22 protein-coding genes and 1 tRNA gene are annotated in these 23,270 nt (G+C 59.8%); 10 read left to right on the forward strand and 13 right to left on the reverse strand.

What is annotated here, in order from left to right; all coding sequences use genetic code 11:
* Window positions 1–23: 23 nt before the first annotated feature.
* The gene (locus AB5Y94_RS12325) at window positions 24–1,298 is read left to right on the forward strand and encodes a radical SAM protein (protein WP_368205636.1); all 1,275 of its coding nucleotides are present in this window, start codon (window positions 24–26) and stop codon (window positions 1,296–1,298) included.
* 25 nt (window positions 1,299–1,323) lie between these two features.
* On the opposite strand, the gene pseC is transcribed toward AB5Y94_RS12325, so the two are convergent.
* The 11 genes from pseC to AB5Y94_RS12380 form a co-directional block, all read right to left on the reverse strand.
* Window positions 1,324–2,460 carry a UDP-4-amino-4,6-dideoxy-N-acetyl-beta-L-altrosamine transaminase gene (gene pseC / locus AB5Y94_RS12330; protein ID WP_368205637.1) on the reverse strand — a complete coding sequence of 379 codons (1,137 nt, stop codon included), beginning with the start codon at window positions 2,458–2,460 and terminating at the stop codon, window positions 1,324–1,326.
* Window positions 2,457–3,461 (reverse strand): UDP-N-acetylglucosamine 4,6-dehydratase (inverting), encoded by a 1,005-nt coding sequence (pseB, locus tag AB5Y94_RS12335; protein WP_368205639.1) that lies wholly within the window; start codon window positions 3,459–3,461, stop codon window positions 2,457–2,459. The genes pseC and pseB overlap by 4 nt, the downstream gene beginning before the upstream one ends.
* Before the next feature lie 221 nt (window positions 3,462–3,682).
* Entirely contained in the window at window positions 3,683–5,512 is a 1,830-nt protein-coding gene (malZ, locus tag AB5Y94_RS12340; RefSeq protein WP_368205641.1) for a maltodextrin glucosidase, read from the reverse strand.
* Window positions 5,513–5,517: 5 nt separating this feature from the next.
* A complete protein-coding gene (locus tag AB5Y94_RS12345; protein WP_017764864.1) occupies window positions 5,518–6,366 on the reverse strand; it encodes an HDOD domain-containing protein in 849 nt (282 codons plus the stop codon).
* Window positions 6,367–6,445: 79 nt separating this feature from the next.
* The gene (locus AB5Y94_RS12350) at window positions 6,446–6,865 is read right to left on the reverse strand and encodes an META domain-containing protein (protein ID WP_017787065.1); all 420 of its coding nucleotides are present in this window, start codon (window positions 6,863–6,865) and stop codon (window positions 6,446–6,448) included.
* Window positions 6,866–7,041: 176 nt separating this feature from the next.
* Window positions 7,042–8,403 carry a molecular chaperone gene (gene yegD / locus AB5Y94_RS12355; RefSeq protein WP_201889685.1) on the reverse strand — a complete coding sequence of 454 codons (1,362 nt, stop codon included), beginning with the start codon at window positions 8,401–8,403 and terminating at the stop codon, window positions 7,042–7,044.
* Window positions 8,404–8,509: 106 nt separating this feature from the next.
* Entirely contained in the window at window positions 8,510–9,499 is a 990-nt protein-coding gene (locus AB5Y94_RS12360) for a 2-hydroxyacid dehydrogenase (RefSeq protein WP_201889684.1), read from the reverse strand.
* Between the two features lie 77 nt (window positions 9,500–9,576).
* The gene (locus tag AB5Y94_RS12365; protein ID WP_017781235.1) at window positions 9,577–10,056 is read right to left on the reverse strand and encodes a CreA family protein; all 480 of its coding nucleotides are present in this window, start codon (window positions 10,054–10,056) and stop codon (window positions 9,577–9,579) included.
* Window positions 10,057–10,077: 21 nt separating this feature from the next.
* Entirely contained in the window at window positions 10,078–10,524 is a 447-nt protein-coding gene (locus AB5Y94_RS12370) for a DUF962 domain-containing protein (RefSeq protein WP_368205643.1), read from the reverse strand.
* 53 nt (window positions 10,525–10,577) lie between these two features.
* Window positions 10,578–11,435 (reverse strand): hypothetical protein, encoded by an 858-nt coding sequence (locus AB5Y94_RS12375; RefSeq protein ID WP_201881053.1) that lies wholly within the window; start codon window positions 11,433–11,435, stop codon window positions 10,578–10,580.
* A gap of 174 nt (window positions 11,436–11,609) precedes the next feature.
* Window positions 11,610–11,996, reverse strand: coding sequence for a TraR/DksA C4-type zinc finger protein (locus tag AB5Y94_RS12380; protein ID WP_010635769.1), 387 nt, complete (start codon window positions 11,994–11,996; stop codon window positions 11,610–11,612).
* A 468-nt stretch (window positions 11,997–12,464) separates the two neighbouring features.
* On the opposite strand from AB5Y94_RS12380, the gene AB5Y94_RS12385 reads away from it, so the two are divergent.
* The 9 genes from AB5Y94_RS12385 (at window position 12,465) to AB5Y94_RS12425 (ending at window position 21,724) form a co-directional block, all read left to right on the forward strand.
* Complete coding sequence (locus tag AB5Y94_RS12385) at window positions 12,465–13,796, forward strand: glutamine synthetase family protein (protein ID WP_017764859.1); 1,332 nt, start codon at window positions 12,465–12,467, stop codon at window positions 13,794–13,796.
* 175 nt (window positions 13,797–13,971) lie between these two features.
* Window positions 13,972–15,333 (forward strand): aspartate aminotransferase family protein, encoded by a 1,362-nt coding sequence (locus AB5Y94_RS12390; protein WP_005306621.1) that lies wholly within the window; start codon window positions 13,972–13,974, stop codon window positions 15,331–15,333.
* Between the two features lie 54 nt (window positions 15,334–15,387).
* Window positions 15,388–16,485, forward strand: a complete 1,098-nt coding sequence (locus AB5Y94_RS12395; protein ID WP_017779519.1) for a polyamine ABC transporter substrate-binding protein — start codon at window positions 15,388–15,390, stop codon at window positions 16,483–16,485.
* A gap of 116 nt (window positions 16,486–16,601) precedes the next feature.
* Window positions 16,602–17,687 (forward strand): polyamine ABC transporter substrate-binding protein, encoded by a 1,086-nt coding sequence (locus AB5Y94_RS12400; RefSeq protein ID WP_017764857.1) that lies wholly within the window; start codon window positions 16,602–16,604, stop codon window positions 17,685–17,687.
* A gap of 75 nt (window positions 17,688–17,762) precedes the next feature.
* Window positions 17,763–18,917, forward strand: a complete 1,155-nt coding sequence (gene potA, locus AB5Y94_RS12405; protein ID WP_005306611.1) for a polyamine ABC transporter ATP-binding protein — start codon at window positions 17,763–17,765, stop codon at window positions 18,915–18,917.
* Window positions 18,914–19,819, forward strand: coding sequence for an ABC transporter permease subunit (locus AB5Y94_RS12410; protein WP_005306608.1), 906 nt, complete (start codon window positions 18,914–18,916; stop codon window positions 19,817–19,819). The genes potA and AB5Y94_RS12410 overlap by 4 nt, the downstream gene beginning before the upstream one ends.
* Before the next feature lie 76 nt (window positions 19,820–19,895).
* On the forward strand, window positions 19,896–20,738 hold the full coding sequence (locus AB5Y94_RS12415) for an ABC transporter permease subunit (RefSeq protein WP_005306605.1): 843 nt from the start codon (window positions 19,896–19,898) through the stop codon (window positions 20,736–20,738).
* A 49-nt stretch (window positions 20,739–20,787) separates the two neighbouring features.
* Window positions 20,788–21,492: an MOSC domain-containing protein gene (locus AB5Y94_RS12420; RefSeq protein ID WP_368205645.1), complete on the forward strand. Its 705-nt coding sequence runs from the start codon at window positions 20,788–20,790 to the stop codon at window positions 21,490–21,492.
* A 155-nt stretch (window positions 21,493–21,647) separates the two neighbouring features.
* Window positions 21,648–21,724, forward strand: a tRNA-Pro gene (locus tag AB5Y94_RS12425).
* Between the two features lie 315 nt (window positions 21,725–22,039).
* Here the strand turns inward: AB5Y94_RS12425 and AB5Y94_RS12430 are convergent.
* Together AB5Y94_RS12430 and AB5Y94_RS12435 are read right to left on the reverse strand one after the other, a co-directional pair.
* On the reverse strand, window positions 22,040–22,567 hold the full coding sequence (locus AB5Y94_RS12430) for a hypothetical protein (protein WP_005306599.1): 528 nt from the start codon (window positions 22,565–22,567) through the stop codon (window positions 22,040–22,042).
* A gap of 124 nt (window positions 22,568–22,691) precedes the next feature.
* Entirely contained in the window at window positions 22,692–23,156 is a 465-nt protein-coding gene (locus tag AB5Y94_RS12435) for a thioesterase family protein (RefSeq protein WP_029306122.1), read from the reverse strand.
* Between the last annotated feature and the right edge of the window lie 114 nt (window positions 23,157–23,270).

The following is a 23,270-nucleotide window of genomic DNA, read 5'->3' on the forward strand; positions in this document are numbered from 1 at the left end:
TATCAAATACAAGGGCTAGCTATATGTATAAAAGAATTTATTTCGACATTTCTGGGGTTTGTAATGCACACTGCCGATATTGTGTGAGTGGTAAAGATTCAATATCTGGCCCTGAACATCGTAAACAGGGAAAGTTTATAGATATTGAGACCTTCTCTGAGTCTATTACTCATATGTTGAACAAGAAAATCATTGCCCCTGGTTGCGAGGTTATTTTATATAGCTGGGGGGAGCCATTTTTACACAAAGACCTGACAATGATAATTGATATATTAAATCGCAATGAGCTATTTTATAGCCTCAGTACTAATGCATCTATATGTGTATCATTTAATGAGGAGCAGGTGTCTCGTCTAAAAAATATAACCTTTTCAATGCCTGGCTTTAGCCAGGACTCCTATAATAGAATTCATGGGTTCAAATTTGACAGGATCAAAAAAAATATTTCTGATATGGTTTTATCTCTTCGCTCTAGTCACTATACAGGCCCGATAAATCTTGCTTATCATATATACAAGTTTAATCTGCATGAAATAAGCTGGGCAGCAAATTTTGCAAAGGAAATTTGCATAAATTTCGTTCCGTCACTTGCATATTTGAATGGTTACAACATGTTTCGCCACTTTCTGACAAAGGCTATGAAACCTAACCAAATTGAGATGATCTCGACGGAAGTTTTCACAGAACATCTGGGGAAGATGCAGCGACAAAGGCCAGCCGATTATATTTGCCCACAATTCGAACGACTTTCGATCGATGAAAGCTGCAATGTGCTTATGTGTTGTGGAATGGAAAAAACATGTGGCGAGAGGGGGATCGTTGGTGATTTATTTAAGATGGATTTCAACGATATCCAAGAACGAAAGAAAGAGATGACCATTTGTGATGAATGTACATCCCTTGCTATTGATTATATAGGCCATAATGCGATTGGGATTATTGATTTCCTCAGGTTTTATGGTGAGTTGTTCAACGTTGTTGATTACGATAGTAACGAGAAGCAGATGGGTGGTGATATATATGTGTATGGTACTGGTGAAACTGCCGATGCCTTATTTGGCTCATTCTTGAATAAGAAATTGTTTAATGTAAGCGGTATAATTCATGGGCAGTCTGTAGAAAAAAATATGTTTTTTAGAGGTCATAAAGTTGAAAATATTGATGTGCTAAAATGCAATCCAAGTCAAAAGGTATTAATAGCTTCATTGTCATCCAAGTCAATCGATGAGATATATTATATGCTTCGTCATGAATTAAAAATAACCAACCATATTATAAAGTTCGAAATCAACATATAGTTCTCATACTAGGATCGTACTCGACTTATTTGGATATGATTTTTATCAAATGGTATATGACCTTATCCTGTTGCCTAGTCAAATCGGGATAGAGAGGGATTGATATACTTTGTTGATAGAATATTTCGGATGTTGGGTGTTTTTTGATTACCATATGGTGAAATGGTTGAGAATATATTGGTATATAGTGCACATTCACACCGAGTCCTGCAAAACGCAGTTGTTCAAAAAAAGTCTTTCGATCATCTGCGGGTATCTTTATTACAAATAAATGCCATGCCGAGAGACGCCCCTCTCGGTTGGCTAGGATCTCAAGCCCAGTGCTAGGCAGCGTGGCCTGATAACGTGCGGCAATGGTGCGGCGCTTGGTCAGGAATTCCTCCAAGCGTACCATCTGACTCAACCCCAGCGCTGCCTGGATATCGGTCATCCGGTAGTTGAAGCCCAGCATTTGCTGCTCGTAGTACCAGGGGCCATCCGGCTCATTGATGAAGTCTTCCGGTTCGCGGGTGATGCCGTGGCTGCGTAGCATGCGCATGGTTTTGGTGAGCGTAGGGTCGTTGGCCATCGCCATGCCACCCTCGCCGGTGGTGATGATCTTCACCGGGTGGAAGCTGAAAACGGTGATGTCGCTGTAGCGGCCGTTGCCGGTAGGCTCGCCGTGATAGCGGGCGCCGAGAGCGTGACAGGCATCCTCAATGATCCGAAAGCCGTACTCTTGTCCCAGGCGATGGATCTCCTGCATGTCGCAGGGCAGGCCCGCGAAGTGTACTGGGATGACCACCTTGGGCAGACATCCTTGAGCCTTGGCGGCTACCAGCTTGCGCTCCAGCTCGATGGCGCACATGTTGCCGGTATCGGGCTCGATATCGACGAAGTCGACCTGGGCTCCGCAATAGAGAGCGCAGTTGGCCGATGCGACAAAGCTGATGGGGGAGGTCCAGACCCAGTCACCCGGGCCGACACCCAGTGCCAGACAGGCGATATGCAGGGCGGCCGTACCTGAGTTGACCGCCACCCCGAAGCGGGCTCCGCAGTAATCCGCCACTGCCTGCTCGAAGCGGGGCACCACTGGCCCCTGGGTCAGAAAATCTGACCTCAATACTTCGACCACGGCTTCGATATCCGCTTCGCTGATCGACTGTCTGCCGTACGGGATCATTCCATTACCACCTTGCTGTTCAACTCTTTCAGATGTTCAACCGTCAGGAAATCAGCGTTGTCACGGGAGTTGTACTCGAACCCCTGGGCCACCATTGTTCCCTTTTCACCCGAGGCGGTGACGGAGAAGTCATTGTTGCGGTTGTTGAAGTTGATGGTCGGTCCGATGATGAAGAAGTCGTCGAACTCGAAGGTGTGGTAGGAGTCGTCACACGGGCACATCACTTCATGCAGTTTTTCACCCGGGCGGATGCCGATGATCTCCTGCTCCAGCTGAGGGGCCATGGCGGTAGCCAGGTCGGTGATCCGCACCGAAGGCAGCTTGGGCACGAAAATCTCACCCCCCTTCATGCGCGGGAAGTTGTTCATCACGAAGTCGACCCCCTGCTGCAGGGTGATCCAGAAACGGGTCATCTCGACATGGGTGATGGGCAGGGTGGTGGCGCCCTGATCGATCCGTTTCTGGAAGAAGGGCACGACCGAGCCGCGCGACCCCACCACGTTGCCGTAGCGCACCACCGCGAAACGGGTTGGATCTTGACCGGCGATGTTGTTGGCGGCGACGAACAGCTTGTCGGAGGCCAGTTTGGTGGCGCCGTACAGGTTGATGGGGTTGGCGGCCTTGTCGGTGGAGAGGGCGATCACCTTCTTGACCTGATTGAGCAGGGCGGCCTGGATGACGTTCTCGGCCCCGTGGATATTGGTCTTGATGCACTCCATGGGGTTGTATTCGGCGGCCGGCACCTGTTTGAGCGCCGCTGCATGCACCACATAGTCGACCCCGCGCATCGCCATGGTGAGCCGGTTGGCGTCCCGCACGTCGCCGATGAAATAGCGCATGCAGGGGGCATTGAAGACCTGCTGCATCTCGAACTGCTTCAGCTCGTCACGGGAGTAGATGATCAGCCGTTTCGGCTTGTAGCGTTCCAGCACTGTCTTGACCAGCATCTTGCCAAACGAGCCAGTGCCGCCGGTAATCAATAGGGTTTTATTGTCGAACATGACGGATTCTCGCTAGTGATGCCAAGTGACAAGCAATTTATGTGCCTTGGGCCAGTTTAGCCGAAAAGGGGCGGAAGCGGCCTTGTATGATGCCAGTTTTATTCCACTCTGAGTGAACTAACTAGATGATTCATAGAGAAATCCAACCCAGTTCAAACAACTTTATGCGATCTCGGGGGCTTTAACAAAAAGCGGAACAGAGGGTTCCGCTTTTTTGACGCCTAGCTGGAGAGCAGCACTCTGGCCGAGTTGGCGGGGATGGTGAGCTGTATTTCTCCCTGCACCACTTCGAATTTGTCGCCGTTGAAGGCGTCTGTGAAGCGGCTGGCCGGGCTCGCGGTCTGCCACAGGGGCAGGCTGATGGTGCGCGGCTCGCTGGGGTGACGGTTGCAGGCCACCACCACCTGATCGCTTTGCAGGGTGCGGGCGAACACATAGCTGTGGGGGCCGGCATAGAGGGTCTGGATGTCGCCGCGGCGCAGGGCCGGACGCTGCCGGCGGATCTGGATCAGCCGGCGGTAGTGGTCGTGCAGCACATGGTCCCAGGCGGTGGTCTCCCACGGGAAGCAACGGCGGCAGTCCGGATCGTTGCCACCAGAGAGCCCCACCTCGTCGCCGTAGTAGATGGACGGCACGCCGATATAGGTGAGCAGCAGGGTGGCGGCGAGCCGCATCCGCTGCTTGTCCTCCCCCAGCAGATGGAGGAAGCGGGCGGTATCGTGACTGTCCAGCAGGTTGAACTGGGCCAGCTGGTTCTTGAACGGGATATGGGCCCGCGCCAGCTTGAGCCAGCGATCCAGCTCCTCGGCGCTGATCTTGATGGGGTGGTAGGCGATGTCCTGGCCGGTCAGGAAGGCGCGGATCGGGTGGGCGAAGCCATAGTAGTTCATGGCGCCATCCTCCTGATCCCCCTGTAGCCACTGGCTCGCCTCGAAGAAGTGCTCGCCCAGCACGTAGGCGTCCGGATTCTCCTGCTTCACCGCGCCGCGAATGGCGCGCACGTGGCCGCGGTTGCCCTCGGCAGTGCCGCGCTCCCCCAGCATGTGGATGACGTCGAAGCGCCAGCCGTCGATCTGGTAGGGGGCGCGCATCCAGTAGCGCAGGATGGCGTCATCGGCGCGGTAGACGGCGTCCTGCACCTGTTCGCTGGAGAAGTCGAGCTTGGGCAGGCTGCGGATGCCCTTCCAGCTGACGTAATCCCCTTCGCTGTCAAAGGTGTAGAAGCTGCGCCACGGCGAGTCCGGGTTGCGCTGGGCCCCCAGCGGGGGGCAGAACCAGGGGTGCTCGGTGGAGGTGTGGTTGACCACCGCATCCAGGATGATCTTCATGCCGCGCTGGTGCAGGTTGCGGGTCAGCTCGGCAAACTGGGCGTTGGTGCCCAGATGCGCATCCACCTTGAAGTAGTCCTGGGTGTCGTACTTGTGGTTGCTCGGCGAGTCGAAGATGGGGTTGAGGTAGAGCGCCGTCACCCCGAGGGACTGCAGGTAGTGCAGCTTGGCATCGATGCCCGCCAGGTCGCCGCCGTAGAACTCGCAGGCGCCGTGCCCCTCTTCGTGGCGGCTGACCGGCTCGCCCCACGCCTTGCTGATGACCGCCTTGCCGCGGTACTCGTATTCGTGATGTTTGACGCTGAGGGACGGGTCGCCGTTGCAGAAACGATCCGGGAAGATCTGGTAGAACACCTGATCCTGCACCCAGGCCGGTGGCTGGTGCAGGCTGTTGAAGCGAAAATGCTGTTCCCGCGGCGGCATGGCCGAGCTGACGCCGGCACCGTGCAGCCACCACTGCTCCTCGTCGGTGAGACACTTGAAACAGTAGAGGTGGATATCCTGCCCCTTGTGAAGCGGCAGGGTGCCCTGCCATACCTGCAGCCGATCGCGGGTGGAAACCGCCGTCATCGGCACCAGATACTCCTCGTTGTCCGGCTCGTGGCGCAGCCACACCTCGCGGATCGGCGCGTCCAGCTCGCTGAACAGGGTGAGTTGCAGGGCGTCGGCGCTCTCTTTGAACCAGGGCGCCACCTGGGGATGAAACAGAAACGGATGGGTCATGATGCTTATTGAGTCAGAAGATCGGCGAGGGCATTACCCTGTTCATGCAGTGTTTCGAGCTGGCCGGCGAGGGACTTGGGATCCAGTCCCAGCTGGTCGGCCAGCGGCTTGGGGAAGCGGGCTATGATGGCCTGGGCCGGCACCCCGGCGTTCCAGGCGAAGGAGATGAAGACCGCCAGGCGGATCAGTACCGCCTCCTTGCTGACCGGATCGTGGGAGAGGGGATCCAGCTGCTGGGAGATGGCGTCGACGAAGGCCTCCGACAGGTTCCAGCGCCGTGCCAGCTCGGCACCGAGCTGGGCGTAGTCGTACCCCAGCATCTCGCGCTGGGCCTCGACCCGGCTGCTCCCTTTCTGGATCGCCAGATTGATGAGCTCCGCCTCTTCCGGCAATGTGCTCTGGATCAGCAGCTCGCCGATGTTGTGGATGAGGGCGCAGGTGAAGGCGGTCTCGGGGTCGAGCACCTTGGCCTCCTGGGCCAGCGTCTTGGCGATGGTGGCGACCTGGAAGGTCTCGGTCCAGAACTTGTTCTTGTCGAAGCTGGGAGGGGCCTTGAAGCTGCCGATGATGCCGGAGGCGACCACCACAGATCGCAACCGGTTGAAACCGAGGCGGATCACCGCCTGTTCGATGGAGGTGACTTCGTTGCCGCGGCGCAGGGCGGCCGAGTTGGCCATTCGCAGCACCTTGACGCTGATCACCTGATCCATGGCGATCTTGGCCGCGATCTGGTCGATGCGGGCATTTTCATCGCTGAAGCTCTGCATCAACTCATGCAGCAGCTGTGGAATAGTGGGGAGTTGTTTGATCTTGTCAAACAGACGGTCCATCGACATGGCTGAGGCAGCCTCCATTGCGAGCACTGCCTCATATTGTGCCACAGGCGGGGCACATGTTCCTGTTTGTGATCCGGCTTTGTGATGCGAAGGGGGGTTACAGCACCCAGTCGCGCAGGGTGTATTCCAAACGATGCCGTTTGCCCTGCAGGATCAGGGTCTGGGTGGTGCCGTCCAGAGTGGCCCCTTCGGTGAGGGTGGTCAGCACCGCCTGCTCCACCGCATCGAGCGGGGCCTGGCAGGCCATCTCGGTGCTGCCCAGACTGGTCACCCAGAACTTGTTCCCCTCGAGGTGGCCCTGACCGAAGTAGCGGTTGCAGCCGGCGATGCCGTTGACGGTGAAGTGCTCACCTATCTCGAAATCGGGCGGATTGTCTCGCGCCGCTGTGACGGGCTGGCCATCCAGCTTGTCGAGCACCCAGTGGTGGTGCTGCAGGTCTTGCGAGGCAAAGCGGGGAGTACTGCTGCAGGCGCTGAGCAGAAGCAGGGCGAGCAGCAGTAGCAAGAATCTGGGCATGAAAGGGCTCCGGTAGTGGGAGTGACAAGCATACCCTCTGTGCGGCCCCCCAGGCAGGGCAAGGGGGAGTGCCCCCGACCGCTTCTGTCGTCCTGCGGATTGGGCCTGTGTCGTTAAATGGCAACACCGGCCTTGCAAAGGGTACCTGCGTCGTCGCTGGCACCCCCGCCGGGGCGTCAGTTGCCGAACAGGCGCTCGGCGTAACGGGCCAGACCGGAGGCGACCGAGCCGAAGTCATCGCCCCCTTCCTGCGGCACCTGGGGCAGCTTCTGGCGGATGAAGGCCTGGATGAGGGGCGAGCGGGCGCTGCCGCCGGTAATGAAGACCCGGTCCGGCTGGACGCCGGCGGCAGCAATGGCTTCGTCCATCAGCTCACCGATCTTCTCCAGCAGCGGGGTGGAGGCGCTGGCCAGCTGATCGCGCCTGAGCTCGGCCGTCAGCCCGCGCTCCAGCTCGGCCAGAGATTGCTGGGCCGACTCCTCCTGGGAGAGGGCGATCTTGCCCTGCTCGGCGCGCCACACCAGCTGGTGGCTCAGCTTGTGGGCGCGCAGGCTGGCAAGGCGCCCCAGCTTGCTGCCGGGCAGGCTGTCGAGCTGCAGATCCTGCAGCTGGCGGCCCGTCTCCAGGCTGTAGAAACGGCTCTGGGCGCTGACGTCGTTGATGGCGGCGGCGTCCCAGAACAGCGGGTGGGGCAGCGGCTTGCCGGTCTTGAGGGTCTCGTGCATGCCGAGCAGCGGCATCATGCCCTCCACCGTCAGCCGGATGTCGAAGTCGTTGCCGCCGATGCGCTGACCGCTGTGGCCGAGCAGATCGCCGCTGCGATCGAGCTGGGCACGATGGCTCGGGCCCATCCGCAGCACCGAACAGTCGGTGGTGCCGCCGCCGATGTCCACCACCAGCACCACCGCATCCTCGTTGAGGCGGGCCTCGAATTCGAAGCCGGCTGCCACCGGTTCATAGAGGAACTCCACCTGCTCGAACCCGGCGAGGCGCGCCGCCTCGGTCAGGATGGCGATGGCCTGACGGTTGCTCTCTTCCCCCGCCAACCCCTGGAAGTTGACCGGGCGGCCAACCACGGCCCGGCGAATAGGCGCGCCGAGCTGCTGCTCCGCCTCGCGCCGCACGTGCAGCATCATGGCGCAGACGATGTCTTCGAACAGGGCGATCTGCGGTGCCTTGAGGCCGTAGGCGCCGAGGAAGGATTTGGGCGACTTGATGTAGTAGCCGTCGTCCGGCTCTTCCAGATAGCGCTCCAGCGCCGCAGCGCCGAAGCTGAGCTCGTCGATCAGCCCCTCTTCGCGCATCTGGCGGCGCACCGCCTGGGCCCGGGTCACCACGGGGCCGCGCAGCTTGAGGTATTCGCTCTGCTGGGCAGGCGCCAGCCCTTCGGCCAGCAGGCCGGAGATGGCATCCCGATGGGGCGCGTGCAGGGTGGAGGGAAGGTAGTGGGCACCGCTCAGGTTCAGCAGCCGGGGGCTGCCTTGTTCCATCACGGCGACGGCACAGTTGGAGGTACCGTAATCAAATCCGATAAACATGGGCAGCCAGACTCCTGAGCAAAAAAGGGCTGGTAGCCTACCCGAAGGCGCCGGGTCTCACAACCCGGCGCACGGCAATGAACCGCTGAGGGGCAGGGGAGGCCCCTTATTCCACCTCGTTGTCAGAGCGGCCCTGGCTGTCGATGGCGCGGATGTTGCTGAGGGTGGTGTCGGCGATGGCGTGCAGCGCCTCCCGGGTCAGGAAGGCCTGGTGACCGGTAAACAGCACGTTGTGGCAGGCCGACAGGCGGCGGAACACGTCATCGGTGATCACCTCGTTGGACTTGTCGGCGAAGAAGAGATCTTCTTCTTCCTCGTAGACGTCCAGCCCCAGCGCGCCGATACGGGCAGTCTTGAGCGCCTCGATGGCGGCGTTGGAGTCGAGCAGGCCGCCCCGGCTGGTGTTGATGATCATCACCCCGTCCTTCATCTTGGCGAACGCCTCCTTGTTCAGCAGGTGGTAGTTCTCCTTGAACAGCGGACAGTGCAGGCTGATGACGTCGGACTGGCGGAACAGGGTATCGAGATCCACGTACTCGGCGCCCAGATCGATGGCCGCCTGGTTCGGATAGGGATCGCTCACCAGCAGGCGCATGCCGAAGCCCTTGAGGATGCGCAGGGTGGCGATGCCGATCTTGCCGGTGCCTATGATGCCGGCGGTGCGACCGTGCATGTTGAAGCCGACCAGCCCCTCCAGCGAGAAGTTGGCGTCACGGGTGCGCTGATAGGCTTTGTGGATGCGACGGTTGAGGGTCATCATCAGGCCCACCGCGTGCTCGGCGACCGCTTCCGGGGAGTAGGCGGGTACTCGCACCACCTTCAGCCCCAGCTCCTTGGCGGCGGCCAGATCCACGTTGTTGTAGCCGGCGCAGCGCAGGGCGATCACCTTGGTGCCGTTGGCGGCCAGCTCGGTCAGCACCTCGCGGTCGGCATCGTCGTTGACGAACAGGCACACCACGGGGAAGCCGTGGGCCAGCCGGGCAGTCTTGGCCTCCAGCCGCACGTCGAAGAACTCCAGTTCATAACCGTACTGGTTGTTGGCCTGATTGAAGTGCTCTTTGTCGTAGCTCTTGGTACTGAAAACGGCGACTCTCATGGTGCGCTCTCCGCAGATTATGATGTAGTTAAATTACAACAAATATGGGTCGTCATCACGGGATAAATGGTGGGGATTCAGCCCCACGGCATGATGGGCACGGCGCTGACCGCACTCTTGTAAGAACCATCCACCAGCTTGGTGCTGTAAGTCAGATAGACCAGCGCATTGCGCTTTTGATCGTAAAAGCGCACCACCTTCTGCTCCTTGAACACCAGCGAGGTGCTGACGTCGAACACCTCTTCCCCCGCTTTCAGCTTGGCAGGCAGGGTGATGGGGCCGATCTGGTGGCACGAGAGGGAGGCATGGGAGGGATCTTCCGCCAGCCCGAGCCCGCCCTTGACACCGCCGGTTTTGGGGCGTGCCAGATAGCAGGCGACGCCGTCGATGCGCGGGTCGTCGAACGCCTCCACCAGGATCTTGTGGTTGGGGCCAAACAGCTTGAAGGCGGTGCTCACCTCGCCGACGGGGTCGGCCTTGTCGGCCAGTGCCGGGCCGGCAATCAATGCGCCCAGCAGCAGCGGCAGGGCGCGAGCAAGGGGGTGACGGTATCTCATGGTCTCTCCTGTTGGCTTCCCTCAGTAGGGAATGCCCAAACGACGATAGAGGCTGGCCAGCACCCAGGCGGGGCCGATCAGCAGAAATTGCAGGTCGGCAAGGAAGGAGGGGCGCTTGCCCTCGATCCTGTGACCGACGAACTGGGCTATCCAGAGCAGCACGAACCCGGCCAGTGCCGGCCACAGCAGCGGGCCCTGCCAGCGGTGGCAAGCGACCAAGCCCAGCGCGGTCAGCACCGCCATCCCCACGAACAGCGCAAACGACAGCCGCAGGTAGAAGGCCAGCACCGGAATGGCGACCAGCGCAGCCCAGTTGAGCGACGGTGGCAGCGGCCCGGCCGGCAGGCACCAGAGCAGGGCCAGGGCGCAGAGATAGATGCCGGGTACCGCCAGCTTGTGGATCGCCACATTGACCGGGTGCCGGTGACTCTGGCCGTACAGTTCAAACCACTCCTCGATTCCCTTCATGGCACCTCCCTGGCGCGCTGTGTGTACCACCTCGGTGTGAGGTGGCCGATTCGTCATCCCTGCGGGGGATACTCCCAATATTGGGCCGGAATGCTCTTGAGCAAGGGGGTCATGTCGGGATTGGGCAGGGCGATAGTGACCCGCTGGTCGAGCTTGGCACTGGCCAGCGCCTCGCGGATCTTGGGGTTCTCCCGGAAGAACTTCATGAAGCTGCCGTCGGCATAGGCCCGCTCAAGCCCGGTCTGAATCGCCTTGGCCAGTTTCGGCGCCTCGGGACTGACGAAGAAGAACTCGGCGAAGGGGTAGCGGATCAGCAGATGCTGATCGATGACCAGGTTGGGGTATTGCGCCACCAGCTCGCTGCGCTCGGCGAAGATCTCCACCAGGTTGCGCGGGAAGAAGTCCAGCTTGTCGCCGTCGTTGATCAGCCGAAACAGGTTGCTGTAGCGCCCCGAATAGGTGGGGATGCCGGCGTTTTCGAGGATCTTGTTGTCGGCCCAGCCCACCCCTTGCGCCGCCTTCAGCTGCTTGAGATCGGCCAGCGAGTTGATCTGGTTGAATTTTTCCTGGGCATCGGCGTGGATGAAAGAGAGCCGCAGCCCTTCCAGACCGCGAAACAACGGGATCGGCACGGCGATGAGGGAGGATTCGAGGGCGCTGGAGGTTCCCATCCAGAACACATTAATGGTTTTGCCCTTGCTGAGCTGCTGCTGCAGGCTGTACTGGTTGAGGTTGAGTTCGACCTGCTGGATGCGAAACGGCTGGTCGGCATGGGTGAGGGCCAGTTCCAGCAGCTTGAGCTGGTACTCTTTGTCGAGGTCGTTGATCGGTCGGCTGGGCACCTTGACCGTGAGGGTCTGTGCTTGTGCCAGCAACGGCAGACACAAGCACAGTTTGAGGAACCATTTCACTCTCTGCTCTCCTGTAGATTCCGGGGCTTGCCCGGAGTCTAACAGAACTTGTCACTCTGTTGCTGCGCTGCCGTGGCGCGGGGAGCGGCGAGGCAGGGAACCCCGCCTGCATCGAGGCAGACAGGGCATGCTCGTCATCCCGCCGGCGAGCGCCAGTGACGGTGCCGGGAGGCGTCAGGCGACGCGACGATACACGTGGGTATCGTTGAACTCCTTGGTGCTCTGGCATTCGACGCAGAAGCGGGACTCGGGACGCGCCTGCAGCCGCTTGAGGGAGATCTCGTCCCCGCAGGACTCGCAGTAACCGAAATCCCCTTCGCTGATGCGCTTGAGCGCACCACGCAGCTTGCGCAGATGCAGCTTGTCATGCTCGATGCGGTTCAGCTCCAGACGGCGGGCTTCCTCGATGCTGGCACGGTCAATTTCATCAGCCATCTCGTTGGTATCGGTGGCGATGGCCTGGCTGGCCTGGGAGTTGAGGCGATCTTCGAGTTCGAGGATCTGGCGCTCGATCTGTCCCTTGTAAAAGGCCAGTTGGTCTTCAGTCATGAAATCACACATACGATTTACTACCAGTCAGTTTACTAACCCAATTATCCCTGTTTATGGGGGCTGTCTGCCTGCAGACCAAGCCCTGTGTCCTGTATTTGCACCAAATCCATGCAGGAGAGTGCAAATCAGGGCGGGCCTTGTACCAAAAAAATGCAGGCATGCAAAGCAAAGAGGACAAGGATTGTGCGCCCTTGCAAAAAAATGGCCCGATTCCGACAGGGTCTGACTGAGAACATACGGGGGTAACACGCCTCGTTGGCACCGGCTTTGCAGTGAGTCGTTACCATGACAGGGTGTTTAGTATTTGTCCCCGCCATGGTCATTATATGCGCCGTTATTTATAGTTTTTTAAACACCACTGCTTGACATTGCCCCTGATGGCGGGCTTTTATGGTGGTGTTGATTACAATTTGATAACAAGGGTGTTCCATATATTAGACACCCTTGCCAATGGCAACCGTAGAGTCGGGGTTTAACATGGACAGTATCAAGGGCTGGATGGAGAGCAATCGCATCACGGAAGTGGAGTGCCTGTTTCCGGATTTCACCGGCAATGCCCGAGGCAAGATCATTCCAGCCAACAAGTTTCTGCGCGAAGGGGGCATGCGCCTACCCGAGGTCATCTTCACCCAGACGGTGACCGGCGAGTATCCGGATGACGACAGCATGATCGACCCGCTGGAGCGGGACATGCAGCTCTATCCCGATCCCAACACCATTCGTTTCGTACCTTGGGCACTGGAGCCCACCGCCCAGGTGATCCACGACTGTTTCGACATCAATGGCAAGCTGATCGACATAGCGCCGCGCTCCGTGCTGCGTCGGGTCCTGTCATTTTACGAGAAGCAGGGCTGGAAGCCGGTGGTGGCCCCCGAGCTGGAGTTCTACCTGGTCAAGCGCAACGAAGATCCCGACTATCCGCTGGTGCCGCCCACCGGCCGCAACGGTCGCCCCGAGACGGCCCGCCAGTCGTTCAGCATCGACGCGGTCAACGAATTCGACCCCATCTTCGAGGACATGTACGACTACTGCGAGGCGCAGGAGCTGGAGGTGGATACCCTGATCCACGAATCCGGTGCCGCCCAGATGGAGATCAACTTCCTGCACGGGGATGCCATCGATCTGGCCGACCAGGTGTTCCTGTTCAAGCGCACCATGCGGGAAGCGGCCCACCGTCACGGGATTTACGCCACCTTCATGGCCAAGCCGATGAGCGATGAGCCCGGCTCTGCCATGCACATCCACCAGAGTCTGGAAGATGAGAACGGTCGCAACCTGTTCGGGGTTGAGAACGGCGGCAACTCCGAGCTGTTCATGCACTTCATCGCCGGCCTGCAGAAATACACCCCGGCGGTGACCGCGCTGCTGGCCCCCAACGTCAACTCCTACCGCCGCCTCACCTTTGGTGAGAGCGCGCCGCGTAACGTCCAGTGGGGGGTGGAGAACCGCACCTGCGGGCTGCGGGTACCCTTCTCCGAGGCCAGCGCCCGCCGGGTGGAGAACCGCTTCGCCGGCGCCGATGCCAACCCCTATCTGGCGCTGGCCGCCACCCTGGCCTGCGGCTACCTCGGCATGATGGAGAAGCTGGAGCCGCTGCCGGAGATGAAGTCGAGCGCCTATGAGCTGCCCTACAGCCTGCCCCGCTCGCTGGAGGAGGCACTGAGCCACCTGGAGCAGTGCGACCCCATCAAGGAGATGCTGGGCGAGCGCTTTACCCGCGCCTTCGTGGCGGTGAAGCGCAAGGAGTATGAAACCTACTTCGGGGTGATCAGCCGCTGGGAACGGGAGTTCCTGCTGCTGAACGTGTGACCCGGATGCGCGCTTGACGCGCATCGGCCTGCCGGGAGCGCCCGAGGGTGTTCCCGCTCATATCGACAATGCCGGGGCCAAGGTCAGGCTCTCCCACGCGTGAGTTGGGGAGCCCCCCACCCTCATCCGTTGACGAACAAACATCGCTTACATCGAAGGAACCGAGGAGCAAGCAATGCAGCACACCACCCGTGAGTGGCAGCAACTGGAAGCCAGCCATCATCTGCATCCGTTTACCGATTTTCAGGCGCTGAACAAGAAAGGCAGCCGCATCATCACCCGTGCCGAGGGGGTCTATCTGGAAGACTCCGAAGGCAAGCGCATTCTGGACGGTATGGCGGGTCTGTGGTGCGTCAACCTGGGTTACGGTCGCCAGGAGCTGGTGGACGCCGCCACCCGCCAGATGCAGCAACTGCCCTACTACAACCTCTTCTTCCAGACCAGCCACCCGCCTGCCGCCGAGCTGGCAACCCTGCTGGCCGAAGTGACGCCCTCCCATCTCAACCACGTCTTCTTCACCGGCTCGGGTTCCGAGTGCAACGATACCGTGCTGCGCATGGTGCGCCACTACTGGGCCAGCAAGGGGCAGCCGGAGAAGCAGGTGATCATCAGCCGCCACAACGCCTACCACGGCTCCACCGTGGCAGGGGCCAGCCTGGGTGGCATGAAGGGGATGCACGCTCAGGGCGGGTTGCCGATCCCCGGCATAGTGCACATCGATCAGCCCTATCACTTCGGCGAGGGGCAGGGGATGAGCGCCCACGAATTCGGGCTGGCCCGTGCCCGTCAGCTGGAGGAGAAGATTCTGGAGCTGGGGGTGGACCAGGTGGCCGCCTTCATTGGCGAGCCGATCCAGGGCGCCGGCGGCGTCATCATCCCGCCCGACAGCTACTGGCCCGAGATCCAGCGCATCTGCGACAAGTACGGCATCCTGCTCATCGCCGACGAGGTGATCTGCGGCTTTGGCCGCACCGGTCACTGGTTCGCCAGCGAGGGTTTTGGCATCAAGCCGGACCTCATGTGCCTGGCCAAGGGGATCACCTCCGGCTACCTGCCGATGGGGGCCGTGATGGTGGGGGACAGGGTCGCCAAGGTGCTGGTGGAAGAGGGGGGCGAATTCAACCACGGCTTCACCTACTCCGGTCATCCGGTGGCCTGCGCCGTGGCCATTGCCAACATTACGCTTATGCAAAACGAAAGCATAGTTAAGCGAGTTCATGATAGTATCGGCCCCTATTTGCAGCGTCGCTGGGCGGAGCTGGCGGACCATCCGCTGGTGGGCGAAACCCGTGGCAAAGGCCTGGTGGCCGCGCTGGAAATAGTGCAGGACAAGCAGACCAACAGCCGCTTCCCGGCTGAGCTGCAGGCCGGTATGACCTGTCGGGAGTTCTGCTTTAACAATGGCTTGGTGATGAGGGCGGTCGGCGATACCATGATCATATCGCCCCCCTTGGTGATCACCGAGGAACAGGTGGATGAATTGGTCAATCTGGCCAGGCTCAGTCTGGATCTGACGGCGGCAAAGCTGCGGGGATAGGCGGGCGCCGGGCAGGTTGGCTTGCGCATACAATTTGCTTAGGAGACAAGGACGATGTCTTTCAAAACGGGAATGATTGCAGCCTCGGTGGCGCTGGTCATGATGAGCGGCGCGGCGATGGCCGAAGAGAAGGTGTTGCACGTCTACAACTGGAGCGACTATATCGCGCCAAACACCCTGGAAGACTTCCAGAAAGAGACGGGCATCAAGGTGGTCTACGACGTGTTCGACAGCAACGAGGTGCTGGAAGCCAAGTTGCTGGCGGGCAGCTCGGGCTATGACATCGTGGTGCCGTCCAACCCCTTCCTGGCCAAGCAGATCAAGGCGGGCGTGTTCCAGAAACTGGACAAGTCCAAGCTCTCCAACTGGCAAAACCTGGATACCTCGTTGCTCAAGGCGCTCGAACCGAGCGACCCGGGTAACCAGTACTCCATTCCTTACCTGTGGGGCACCATCGGTTATGCCTACAACCCGGAGAAGGTGAAAGCCGTGCTGGGTGACAAGGCACCGGTGGACTCCTGGGATCTGGTGTTCAAACCGGAAAACATGGCCAAGTTGAAGGAGTGCGGTGTCTCCTTCCTCGACTCGCCGACTGAAATGCTGCCGGCCGCCCTGCAATACCTGGGCTTCAAGCCGGACAGCCAGAAGCCGGACGAGCTGAAGAAGGCGGAGGAGCTGTTCCTCTCCATCCGTCCCTACACCGCCTACTTCCACTCCTCCAAGTACATTTCGGATCTGGCCAACGGCAACCTGTGCGTGGCGGTCGGCTATTCCGGTGACTTGCAGCAGTCCAAGTCCCGGGCGATCGAGGCCAAGAACGGCATCAATCTGACCTACGTGATCCCGAAAGAGGGGGCAGGCAGCTTCTTCGACATGCTGGCCATTCCGGCCGATGCCAAGAACGTGGAAGCGGCCCATGTATTCCTGAACTATCTGATGAAGCCCGAGGTGATCGCCCAGATCTCCGACGCCGTCAGCTACCCGAGCGGGAACAAGGCCTCCGTGCCGCTGGTGTCCGAGAAGATCCGCAACGATCCGGGCATCTACCCGAGCGACGAGACCCTCAAGAAGATCTACACCTTCCCGGATCTGCCGGCCAAGGTGCAGCGTCTGATGACTCGTAGCTGGACCAAGATCAAGTCAGGCAAGTAAGTGAAGAGTGCCCCTCCCGGTCCGCAGTTCGGCCGGGAGGGTGGTGACCCACCCGACAGGTTGGACGGCGCGTATGGATGCGCACTGGCAAATCACACATAAAGAGGACTGAGTAAGTGCACATGACCAAGATAGCTACGCTGGCCCTGACCCTGGGGTTTGCAAATCTGACCCAGGCAGCCCCTGTGGTTCATTTTTACAACTGGTCCGACTATATCGGCGAGACCACCCTCAGTGACTTCCAGCAGAAGACCGGGATCAAGACCGTCTATGACGTGTTTGACTCCAACGAGACGCTGGAAGGCAAGCTGCTGACCGGCCGTACCGGTTACGATCTGGTCGTGCCCTCCAACAATTTCCTGGCCAAGCAGATCAAGGCGGGGGCCTTCCAGAAGCTGGATCCCGCCCTGCTGCCCAATCTGGCCAACCTGGATCCCGTGCTGCTCAAGCAGCTCGACAAGGTGGATCCGGGCCATCAATACGCCGTGCCCTATCTGTGGGGTACCAACGGCATCGGTTACAACGTCGAGAAGGTCAAGGCGGTGCTGGGGGTCGACAAGATCGACTCCTGGGCGACCATCTTCGAGCCGGAAAACATGAAGAAGCTCTCCCACTGCGGGGTGGCCTTCCTCGATTCGGCGGACGAGATGATCCCGGCGGCACTCAACTATCTGGGGCTGGACCCCAACAGCCATGAGCCGGCAGACCTCAAGCGTGCCGAAGAGCAGCTGCTCAAGGTGCGCCCCTACGTGGCCTACTTCCACTCCTCCAAGTACATCGGCGATCTCGCCAATGGCAACATCTGCGTGGCGGCCGGCTTCTCCGGCGACATCCTGCAGGCGGCGGCGAGGGCCGAGGAGGCGGGCAAGGGGATCAAGATCGCCTACAGCATTCCGAAGGAGGGGGGCAACCTCTGGTTCGACATGATGGCGATCCCGGCCGATGCCACCAACGTGAAAGAGGCGCACGCCCTCATCAACTACATTCTCGAGCCTGACGTCATCGCCAAGGTGAGCGACTACGTGGGATATGCCAACCCCAACAGCAGGGCGGGAGAGTTCATGGAGAAACGCGTGCGCGAAGACGAATCCGTCTATCCACCCCAGGCGGTGCTGGAACGGCTCTATGTGCAGCAGGCACATCCCCGTGCGGTGCAGCGTCTGATCACCCGGAGTTGGACCAGGATCAAGTCCGGAACCTAACCTTGGCGCCCGTCCCGGGGCGCCAGACTGTTTTATGGATCGGCCCCGGCCGGTATTACCTTTGGGAGTTTGGTAATGGCGATAGCCTCCAGTGCCTACAAGAAAGCCCTCGAGGGCAGCCAGCAACGCAAAGAAGTGCTGGTCAAGATAGACAGGGTAAGCAAGCAGTTCGATGAAACGCTGGCGGTCGACAACGTGTCCCTCAACATCCACAAGGGCGAGATCTTCGCCCTGCTGGGCGGGTCCGGCTCCGGCAAGTCGACCCTGCTGCGGATGCTGGCGGGGTTCGAGCGCCCCACCGAGGGGCGGCTGTTCCTCGACGGCGTCGACATCACCGACATGCCGCCCTATGAGCGTCCCATCAACATGATGTTTCAGTCCTACGCCCTGTTCCCCCATATGACGGTGGCCCAGAACATCGCCTTCGGTCTCAAGCAGGATAACCTGCCCAAGGCGGAGATCGACGCCAGGGTAGAGGAGATGCTCAAGCTGGTGCAGATGACCCAGTATGCCCGCCGCAAGCCCCATCAGCTCTCCGGTGGCCAGCGTCAGCGGGTGGCGCTGGCGCGCTCGCTGGCCAAGCGGCCCAAGCTGCTGTTGCTGGATGAGCCCATGGGGGCGCTCGACAAGAAGCTGCGTTCCCAGATGCAGCTGGAGCTGGTCGAGATCATCGAACGGGTCGGGGTTACCTGCGTCATGGTGACCCACGATCAGGAAGAAGCCATGACCATGGCCGAGCGGATCGCCATCATGCACCTGGGCTGCATCGAGCAGATCGGCAGCCCGATGGATATCTACGAAACCCCGGCCAGCCGGCTGGTGTGCGAGTTCATCGGCAACGTCAACCTGTTTGACGGCCTGCTGGTGGAGGATGAGCAGGACCACGCCACCATCGCCTGCGCCGATCTGGAGCAGCCCATCTACGTGGGCCATGGCATCAGCTCCCGCGCCGAGAACAAGAAGGTGACCTACGCCCTGCGGCCGGAAAAGCTGCTGATGAGCCTGCAAAAGCCGGTGGAGATCGAGCATCCGGACTTCAACTGGACCAAGGGCGAGGTCTACGACATCGCCTATCTGGGCGGTCATTCGGTTTACTACATCCAGTTGCCCTCGGGCAAAATCGTTCAGGCTTTCATCGCCAACGCCGAACGCCACGGCAAGCGGCCGACCTGGGATGACCAGGTGTTCCTCTACTGGGAAGATGACAGCGGCGTGGTGCTGCAATCATGATGGCATTGAAACGACTGAAGTCGTTGGGGGGGCGGCAGCTGGTGATCGGCATCCCGTTCTTCTGGCTGTTCCTGTTCTTCCTGCTGCCCTTCATTATCGTCGTGAAGATCAGCTTCGCCGAAGCGGACGTGGCGATCCCGCCCTACACCGACGTGGTGAGCTGGGCGGACAATCAGCTCACCATACTGCTCAACATGGGCAACTACCTGCTGCTGCGAGAGGATGAGCTCTACATTGCGGCCTATCTCGGCTCCCTCAAGATGGCCCTGGTCAGCACCATTCTCTGCCTGCTGATCGGCTATCCCATGGCCTACTCCATTGCGCGGGCCAACAAGGAGACCCAGACCGTACTGCTGCTGCTCATCATGATGCCGACCTGGACCGCGATCCTGATCCGGGTCTACGCCTGGATGGGCATTCTCAGCAACAACGGCCTGCTCAACAGCCTGTTGATGGGCATCGGCCTCATCGACGAGCCGCTGCAGATCCTCAATACCAACCTGGCGGTCTACATCGGCATCGTTTACTCCTACCTGCCGTTCATGGTGCTGCCGCTTTACGCCAACCTGGTCAAGCATGACCAGAGCCTGCTGGAGGCGGCCTCCGATCTGGGGGCCCGCAATCTGACCCGGTTCTGGCGGATCACGGTACCGCTCTCCAAGAACGGCATCATCGCCGGCTGCATGCTGGTGTTCATTCCGGTGGTGGGCGAGTTCGTCATTCCGGAGCTGCTGGGCGGCCCCGAGACCCTGATGATAGGTAAGGTGCTGTGGCAGGAGTTCTTCAACAACCGCGACTGGCCGGTGGCCTCCGCGCTGGCGGTGGTGATGCTGGCGGTGCTGATCATTCCGATCATCCTGTTCAACCGTAACCAGGCGAAAGAATTGGAGGGCAAGGTATGAAGACCATGCTGCTGATCATCCCCGTATCGCCCCTCTTCAACCGCAACCAGGCCAAAGAGCTGGAGGGCAAGGCATGATGAGACGTTTCGGTTTTGCCAAGCTGATGCTGTGGCTGGGGCTGCTGTTCATCTACCTGCCCATGATCATCATGGTGATCTACTCCTTCAACGCCTCCAAGCTGGTGACGGTATGGGGGGGCTGGTCGCTCAAGTGGTACTTCGGCCTGCTCGACAACAAGCAGTTGATCAGCTCCGTGTTGCGCTCGCTGGAGATCGCTTTCTACACCGCCATCTCGGCGGTGGCGCTGGGGACGGTGGCGGCCTTCGTGCTGACCCGGATCCCGCACTTCCGCGGTCGGACCCTGTTCGGCGGCATGGTGACGGCGCCGCTGGTGATGCCCGAGGTGATCACCGGTCTCTCCTTGCTGCTGCTGTTCGTGGCCATGGCCCAGCTGGTGGGCTGGCCTGCCGAGCGGGGCATGGTGACCATCTGGATAGCCCACACCACCTTCTGTACAGCCTATGTGGCGATCGTGGTGTCGGCGCGGCTGCGGGAGCTGGATCTCTCCATCGAGGAGGCGGCCATGGATCTGGGGGCCAAACCCTGGAAGGTGTTCTTCCTGATCACCATCCCGATGATCGCCCCCTCGCTGGCAGCGGGCGGCATGATGTCGTTTGCCCTGTCGCTGGATGACCTGGTGTTGGCGAGCTTCGTCTCTGGCCCTGGCTCGACCACGCTGCCGATGGAGGTCTTCTCGGCGGTGCGGCTCGGGGTGAAACCCGAGATCAACGCGGTGGCCAGCCTGATCCTGCTGTCGGTATCGCTGTTCACCTTCGGCAGCTGGTATCTGATGGCCAAGGCGGAGAAACGCCGCCGTGCCGAGATCGCCATGACCACCCAGATGCAGGCAGTCGCCTGACCCCTCACATGATAAGATCCGCATTCTCTCGTCAATCCGGAGGATGAGAATGCGGATCTCCATCTTTAGCGGCCAGGGTGCCGAACTGGTTCCCGGTCTTGTCAGTGCCATCCACAAACAAGCCACCACCATACCGCTCTGGTGCGGCGTCAGCGGTCTCGCGGGCGACGAACAGTGCGACCAGCGTCACCATGGCGGCCCGGATCGTGCGCTGCACTACTATCCCGCCGATCACTACCCCTGGTGGCACAACTGGCAGACGGCGCTGGGTTTGGCGGCCCCGCGTACCCCCTGGCAGCCAGCCGCCTTCGGCGAGAACCTCTCCGGGGTCGGGTTGACCGAGATGCAGGCCTGCATCGGCGATGTCTATCGACTCGGCGAGGCGCTGATCCAGATAAGCCAGCCCAGATCGCCTTGTTTCAAGCTCAACCAGCGTTTCGGTTATGGCCAGATGTCGCAGGTGATGCAGCTCAGTGGCCGCTGCGGCTGGTTGCTGCGGGTGCTGGAGGAGGGGATGGTGATGCCGCAGGAGCGACTGGAGCTGGTGGACAGACCCTACCCTGAGCTCACGGTGAAGCGTACCGCCGACATCCTGTTCAACCAGCTGCGCAACGAGGCGGACCTGCTGTTGCTGCTGGAAAATCCGGCCCTCTCACCCAACTGGCGCAAGCATGCGGCGGACTGGCTGGAGCACGGCACGATTGCGGATTGGCAACGCCGGTTGCTGGGGCCAGAGTCGCTTCGTCTGCCCTGAGACTGGGTTAGCGAAATGTCACTGTCCGGCTGCATTTCGGTAAAACGGCGGGGAGAGTGCTGAATAGTTGAGCGAACAGCACTTTTTTTCCTTTTTAATGCAAAAAAGGCTTGTGTCGGGTCGGGGCTTTCGGTAAATTCCCGTCCCGCAGACATCGGTGTGTAGCGCAGCTTGGTAGCGCACTTCGTTCGGGACGAAGGGGTCGGAGGTTCGAATCCTCTCACACCGACCAATTTAGAAAAGGCCGCTCAATAGAGCGGCCTTTTTGCATTTGGCTTTCGCCTAAGCAGAGGCTGGCTCCAACGCTGGCAGTCGTACGATGGTATGCGATGCTTCCCTGTCTCCCTGTCTCCCTGTCTCCCTGTCTCCCTGTCTCCCTGTCTCGCTGCCTCTCTTGTTGGGTTGTTCTGTACAAGACAACCAGACAATAAAAGGGCCACCGCTCGGTGGCCCAGGGTGGAGTCTGATCCTGACTCCGGCACTCTAGATTGTGGCAATCTCTCGTTGGGTTCTGTCTATGGTGCCCTCCTTGCGCGCCAGGCGCCTGTTAGATATGCCAGTGCTGATGCCGCAATGCCTTGAAGCTGTGTTGAGGTTGCAAGGCCGCGTGCTTGGGGTACTCACTAATGAAATGTTCTATTCCCTCCATCAGTTGTTCGCGTAATGAAGACACGGGCTCATGCCAGGCTTGCAGGCACAGATGGCCAGGGATCAGCTGCTCCTGATAATCTTCCAGCAGCTGTTCTGGCCAGGGCTCAATACCGGAATTGCGTTGCAGCAAATAGTGGGCGGCGGGTTCACGGGCATAGATGAACTGAATCTGGGCCAGATCGCGTTGGCTTAGCGTTTGACTGTTGATGTGACAGGTCAGGTATTTTCCCGTCTTCAGATCCAAGAAGTGACCGCGTTGCCGACAGGCTATGATGCGATACCAGGGCAGGGGCGAACAGAGAGAGTATCCCTCAAGCTCCTGTTCCAGCCAGTGGCGACACTCGGGTGTCTGCACCTCGTCGAGCATGGACTCGAGCTGCCTCAACAAGGCTCTGGATGGTTTGGTGGCCAGTTTCGCACTCATCGCCTGCAATCCTCCCTCTGCACACAATCCCGACTTTCAGTATGAACCCCGTGGCGGCAGAGGGGGTAAGGTTTCTAATGATTAAAATCAGATTAGCAGCGCTGTTTTTATGCAATGAGCGGGTTCAGCCCACCAGATAGGTGCCGGTACCGAAGGCGATATGGGTGCCCTCTTCGTTGTGCAGTTCCATCCGGGCAACGGCCACCTTGCTGCCAGCGCGGATGATGTGGGCAGTGGCGATGAACTCGTTGCCGCGCCCCGGCCGTAGATAGTCCACCCGCAGATCGATGGTGCCGAGGCGGGAGAAGCGCTCCTTGAGGTAGCTGGGGGAGAAGTCTTCCAGCTCGTCGATGCAGGAGGCGGCGACTATCATGCCGCCGGCCACGTCGAGCAGGCTGGCGGTGACGCCGCCGTGCAGTATGTTGTGGAAGGGGTTGCCGATCAGCTTCTCCTCCATCTTGATACGCAGCTCCACCTTGTCGAAGTCGTAGTGGGTGACCTGCATGCCGATCAGCTTGTTGAAGGGCATCCTCTCGGCGAACAGGTTGGCAATGCCACTGAGCGCCATCTTCTTGAGCATCTGTTTCATTCCTTGAGTCCAATCCCTGTCGGCATAGCCGAGTAAAAACTCCAGCCAGTCTGCAACACTTCCTTAACAGTCGCAATGGCAGGTTTATTGTGGGCGGCGGCTGCTTTAGAATGG

Origin of the sequence: Aeromonas sp. s5 (genome assembly GCF_040907865.1) — a bacterium.
In the GTDB taxonomy this organism is placed as follows: Bacteria; Pseudomonadota; Gammaproteobacteria; order Enterobacterales; family Aeromonadaceae; genus Aeromonas; species Aeromonas dhakensis.

Bases quoted from the DNA above. Each gene is read 5' to 3' on its own strand.
- AB5Y94_RS12420 (WP_368205645.1), top strand. From the start codon at position 20,788: ATGCGGATCTCCATCTTTAGCGGCCAGGGTGCCGAACTGGTTCCCGGT.
- AB5Y94_RS12395 (WP_017779519.1), top strand. From the start codon at position 15,388: ATGTCTTTCAAAACGGGAATGATTGCAGCCTCGGTGGCGCTGGTCATG.
- AB5Y94_RS12325 (WP_368205636.1), top strand. From the start codon at position 24: ATGTATAAAAGAATTTATTTCGACATTTCTGGGGTTTGTAATGCACAC.
- AB5Y94_RS12430 (WP_005306599.1), bottom strand. From the start codon at position 22,567: ATGAGTGCGAAACTGGCCACCAAACCATCCAGAGCCTTGTTGAGGCAG.
- AB5Y94_RS12365 (WP_017781235.1), bottom strand. From the start codon at position 10,056: ATGAGATACCGTCACCCCCTTGCTCGCGCCCTGCCGCTGCTGCTGGGC.
- pseC (WP_368205637.1), bottom strand. From the start codon at position 2,460: ATGATCCCGTACGGCAGACAGTCGATCAGCGAAGCGGATATCGAAGCC.
- AB5Y94_RS12345 (WP_017764864.1), bottom strand. From the start codon at position 6,366: ATGGAGGCTGCCTCAGCCATGTCGATGGACCGTCTGTTTGACAAGATC.
- AB5Y94_RS12380 (WP_010635769.1), bottom strand. From the start codon at position 11,996: ATGTGTGATTTCATGACTGAAGACCAACTGGCCTTTTACAAGGGACAG.
- AB5Y94_RS12385 (WP_017764859.1), top strand. From the start codon at position 12,465: ATGGACAGTATCAAGGGCTGGATGGAGAGCAATCGCATCACGGAAGTG.
- AB5Y94_RS12410 (WP_005306608.1), top strand. From the start codon at position 18,914: ATGATGGCATTGAAACGACTGAAGTCGTTGGGGGGGCGGCAGCTGGTG.
- potA (WP_005306611.1), top strand. From the start codon at position 17,763: ATGGCGATAGCCTCCAGTGCCTACAAGAAAGCCCTCGAGGGCAGCCAG.
- AB5Y94_RS12350 (WP_017787065.1), bottom strand. From the start codon at position 6,865: ATGCCCAGATTCTTGCTACTGCTGCTCGCCCTGCTTCTGCTCAGCGCC.
- AB5Y94_RS12435 (WP_029306122.1), bottom strand. From the start codon at position 23,156: ATGAAACAGATGCTCAAGAAGATGGCGCTCAGTGGCATTGCCAACCTG.
- malZ (WP_368205641.1), bottom strand. From the start codon at position 5,512: ATGACCCATCCGTTTCTGTTTCATCCCCAGGTGGCGCCCTGGTTCAAA.
- AB5Y94_RS12370 (WP_368205643.1), bottom strand. From the start codon at position 10,524: ATGAAGGGAATCGAGGAGTGGTTTGAACTGTACGGCCAGAGTCACCGG.
- AB5Y94_RS12390 (WP_005306621.1), top strand. From the start codon at position 13,972: ATGCAGCACACCACCCGTGAGTGGCAGCAACTGGAAGCCAGCCATCAT.
- AB5Y94_RS12360 (WP_201889684.1), bottom strand. From the start codon at position 9,499: ATGAGAGTCGCCGTTTTCAGTACCAAGAGCTACGACAAAGAGCACTTC.
- yegD (WP_201889685.1), bottom strand. From the start codon at position 8,403: ATGTTTATCGGATTTGATTACGGTACCTCCAACTGTGCCGTCGCCGTG.
- pseB (WP_368205639.1), bottom strand. From the start codon at position 3,461: ATGTTCGACAATAAAACCCTATTGATTACCGGCGGCACTGGCTCGTTT.
- AB5Y94_RS12415 (WP_005306605.1), top strand. From the start codon at position 19,896: ATGAGACGTTTCGGTTTTGCCAAGCTGATGCTGTGGCTGGGGCTGCTG.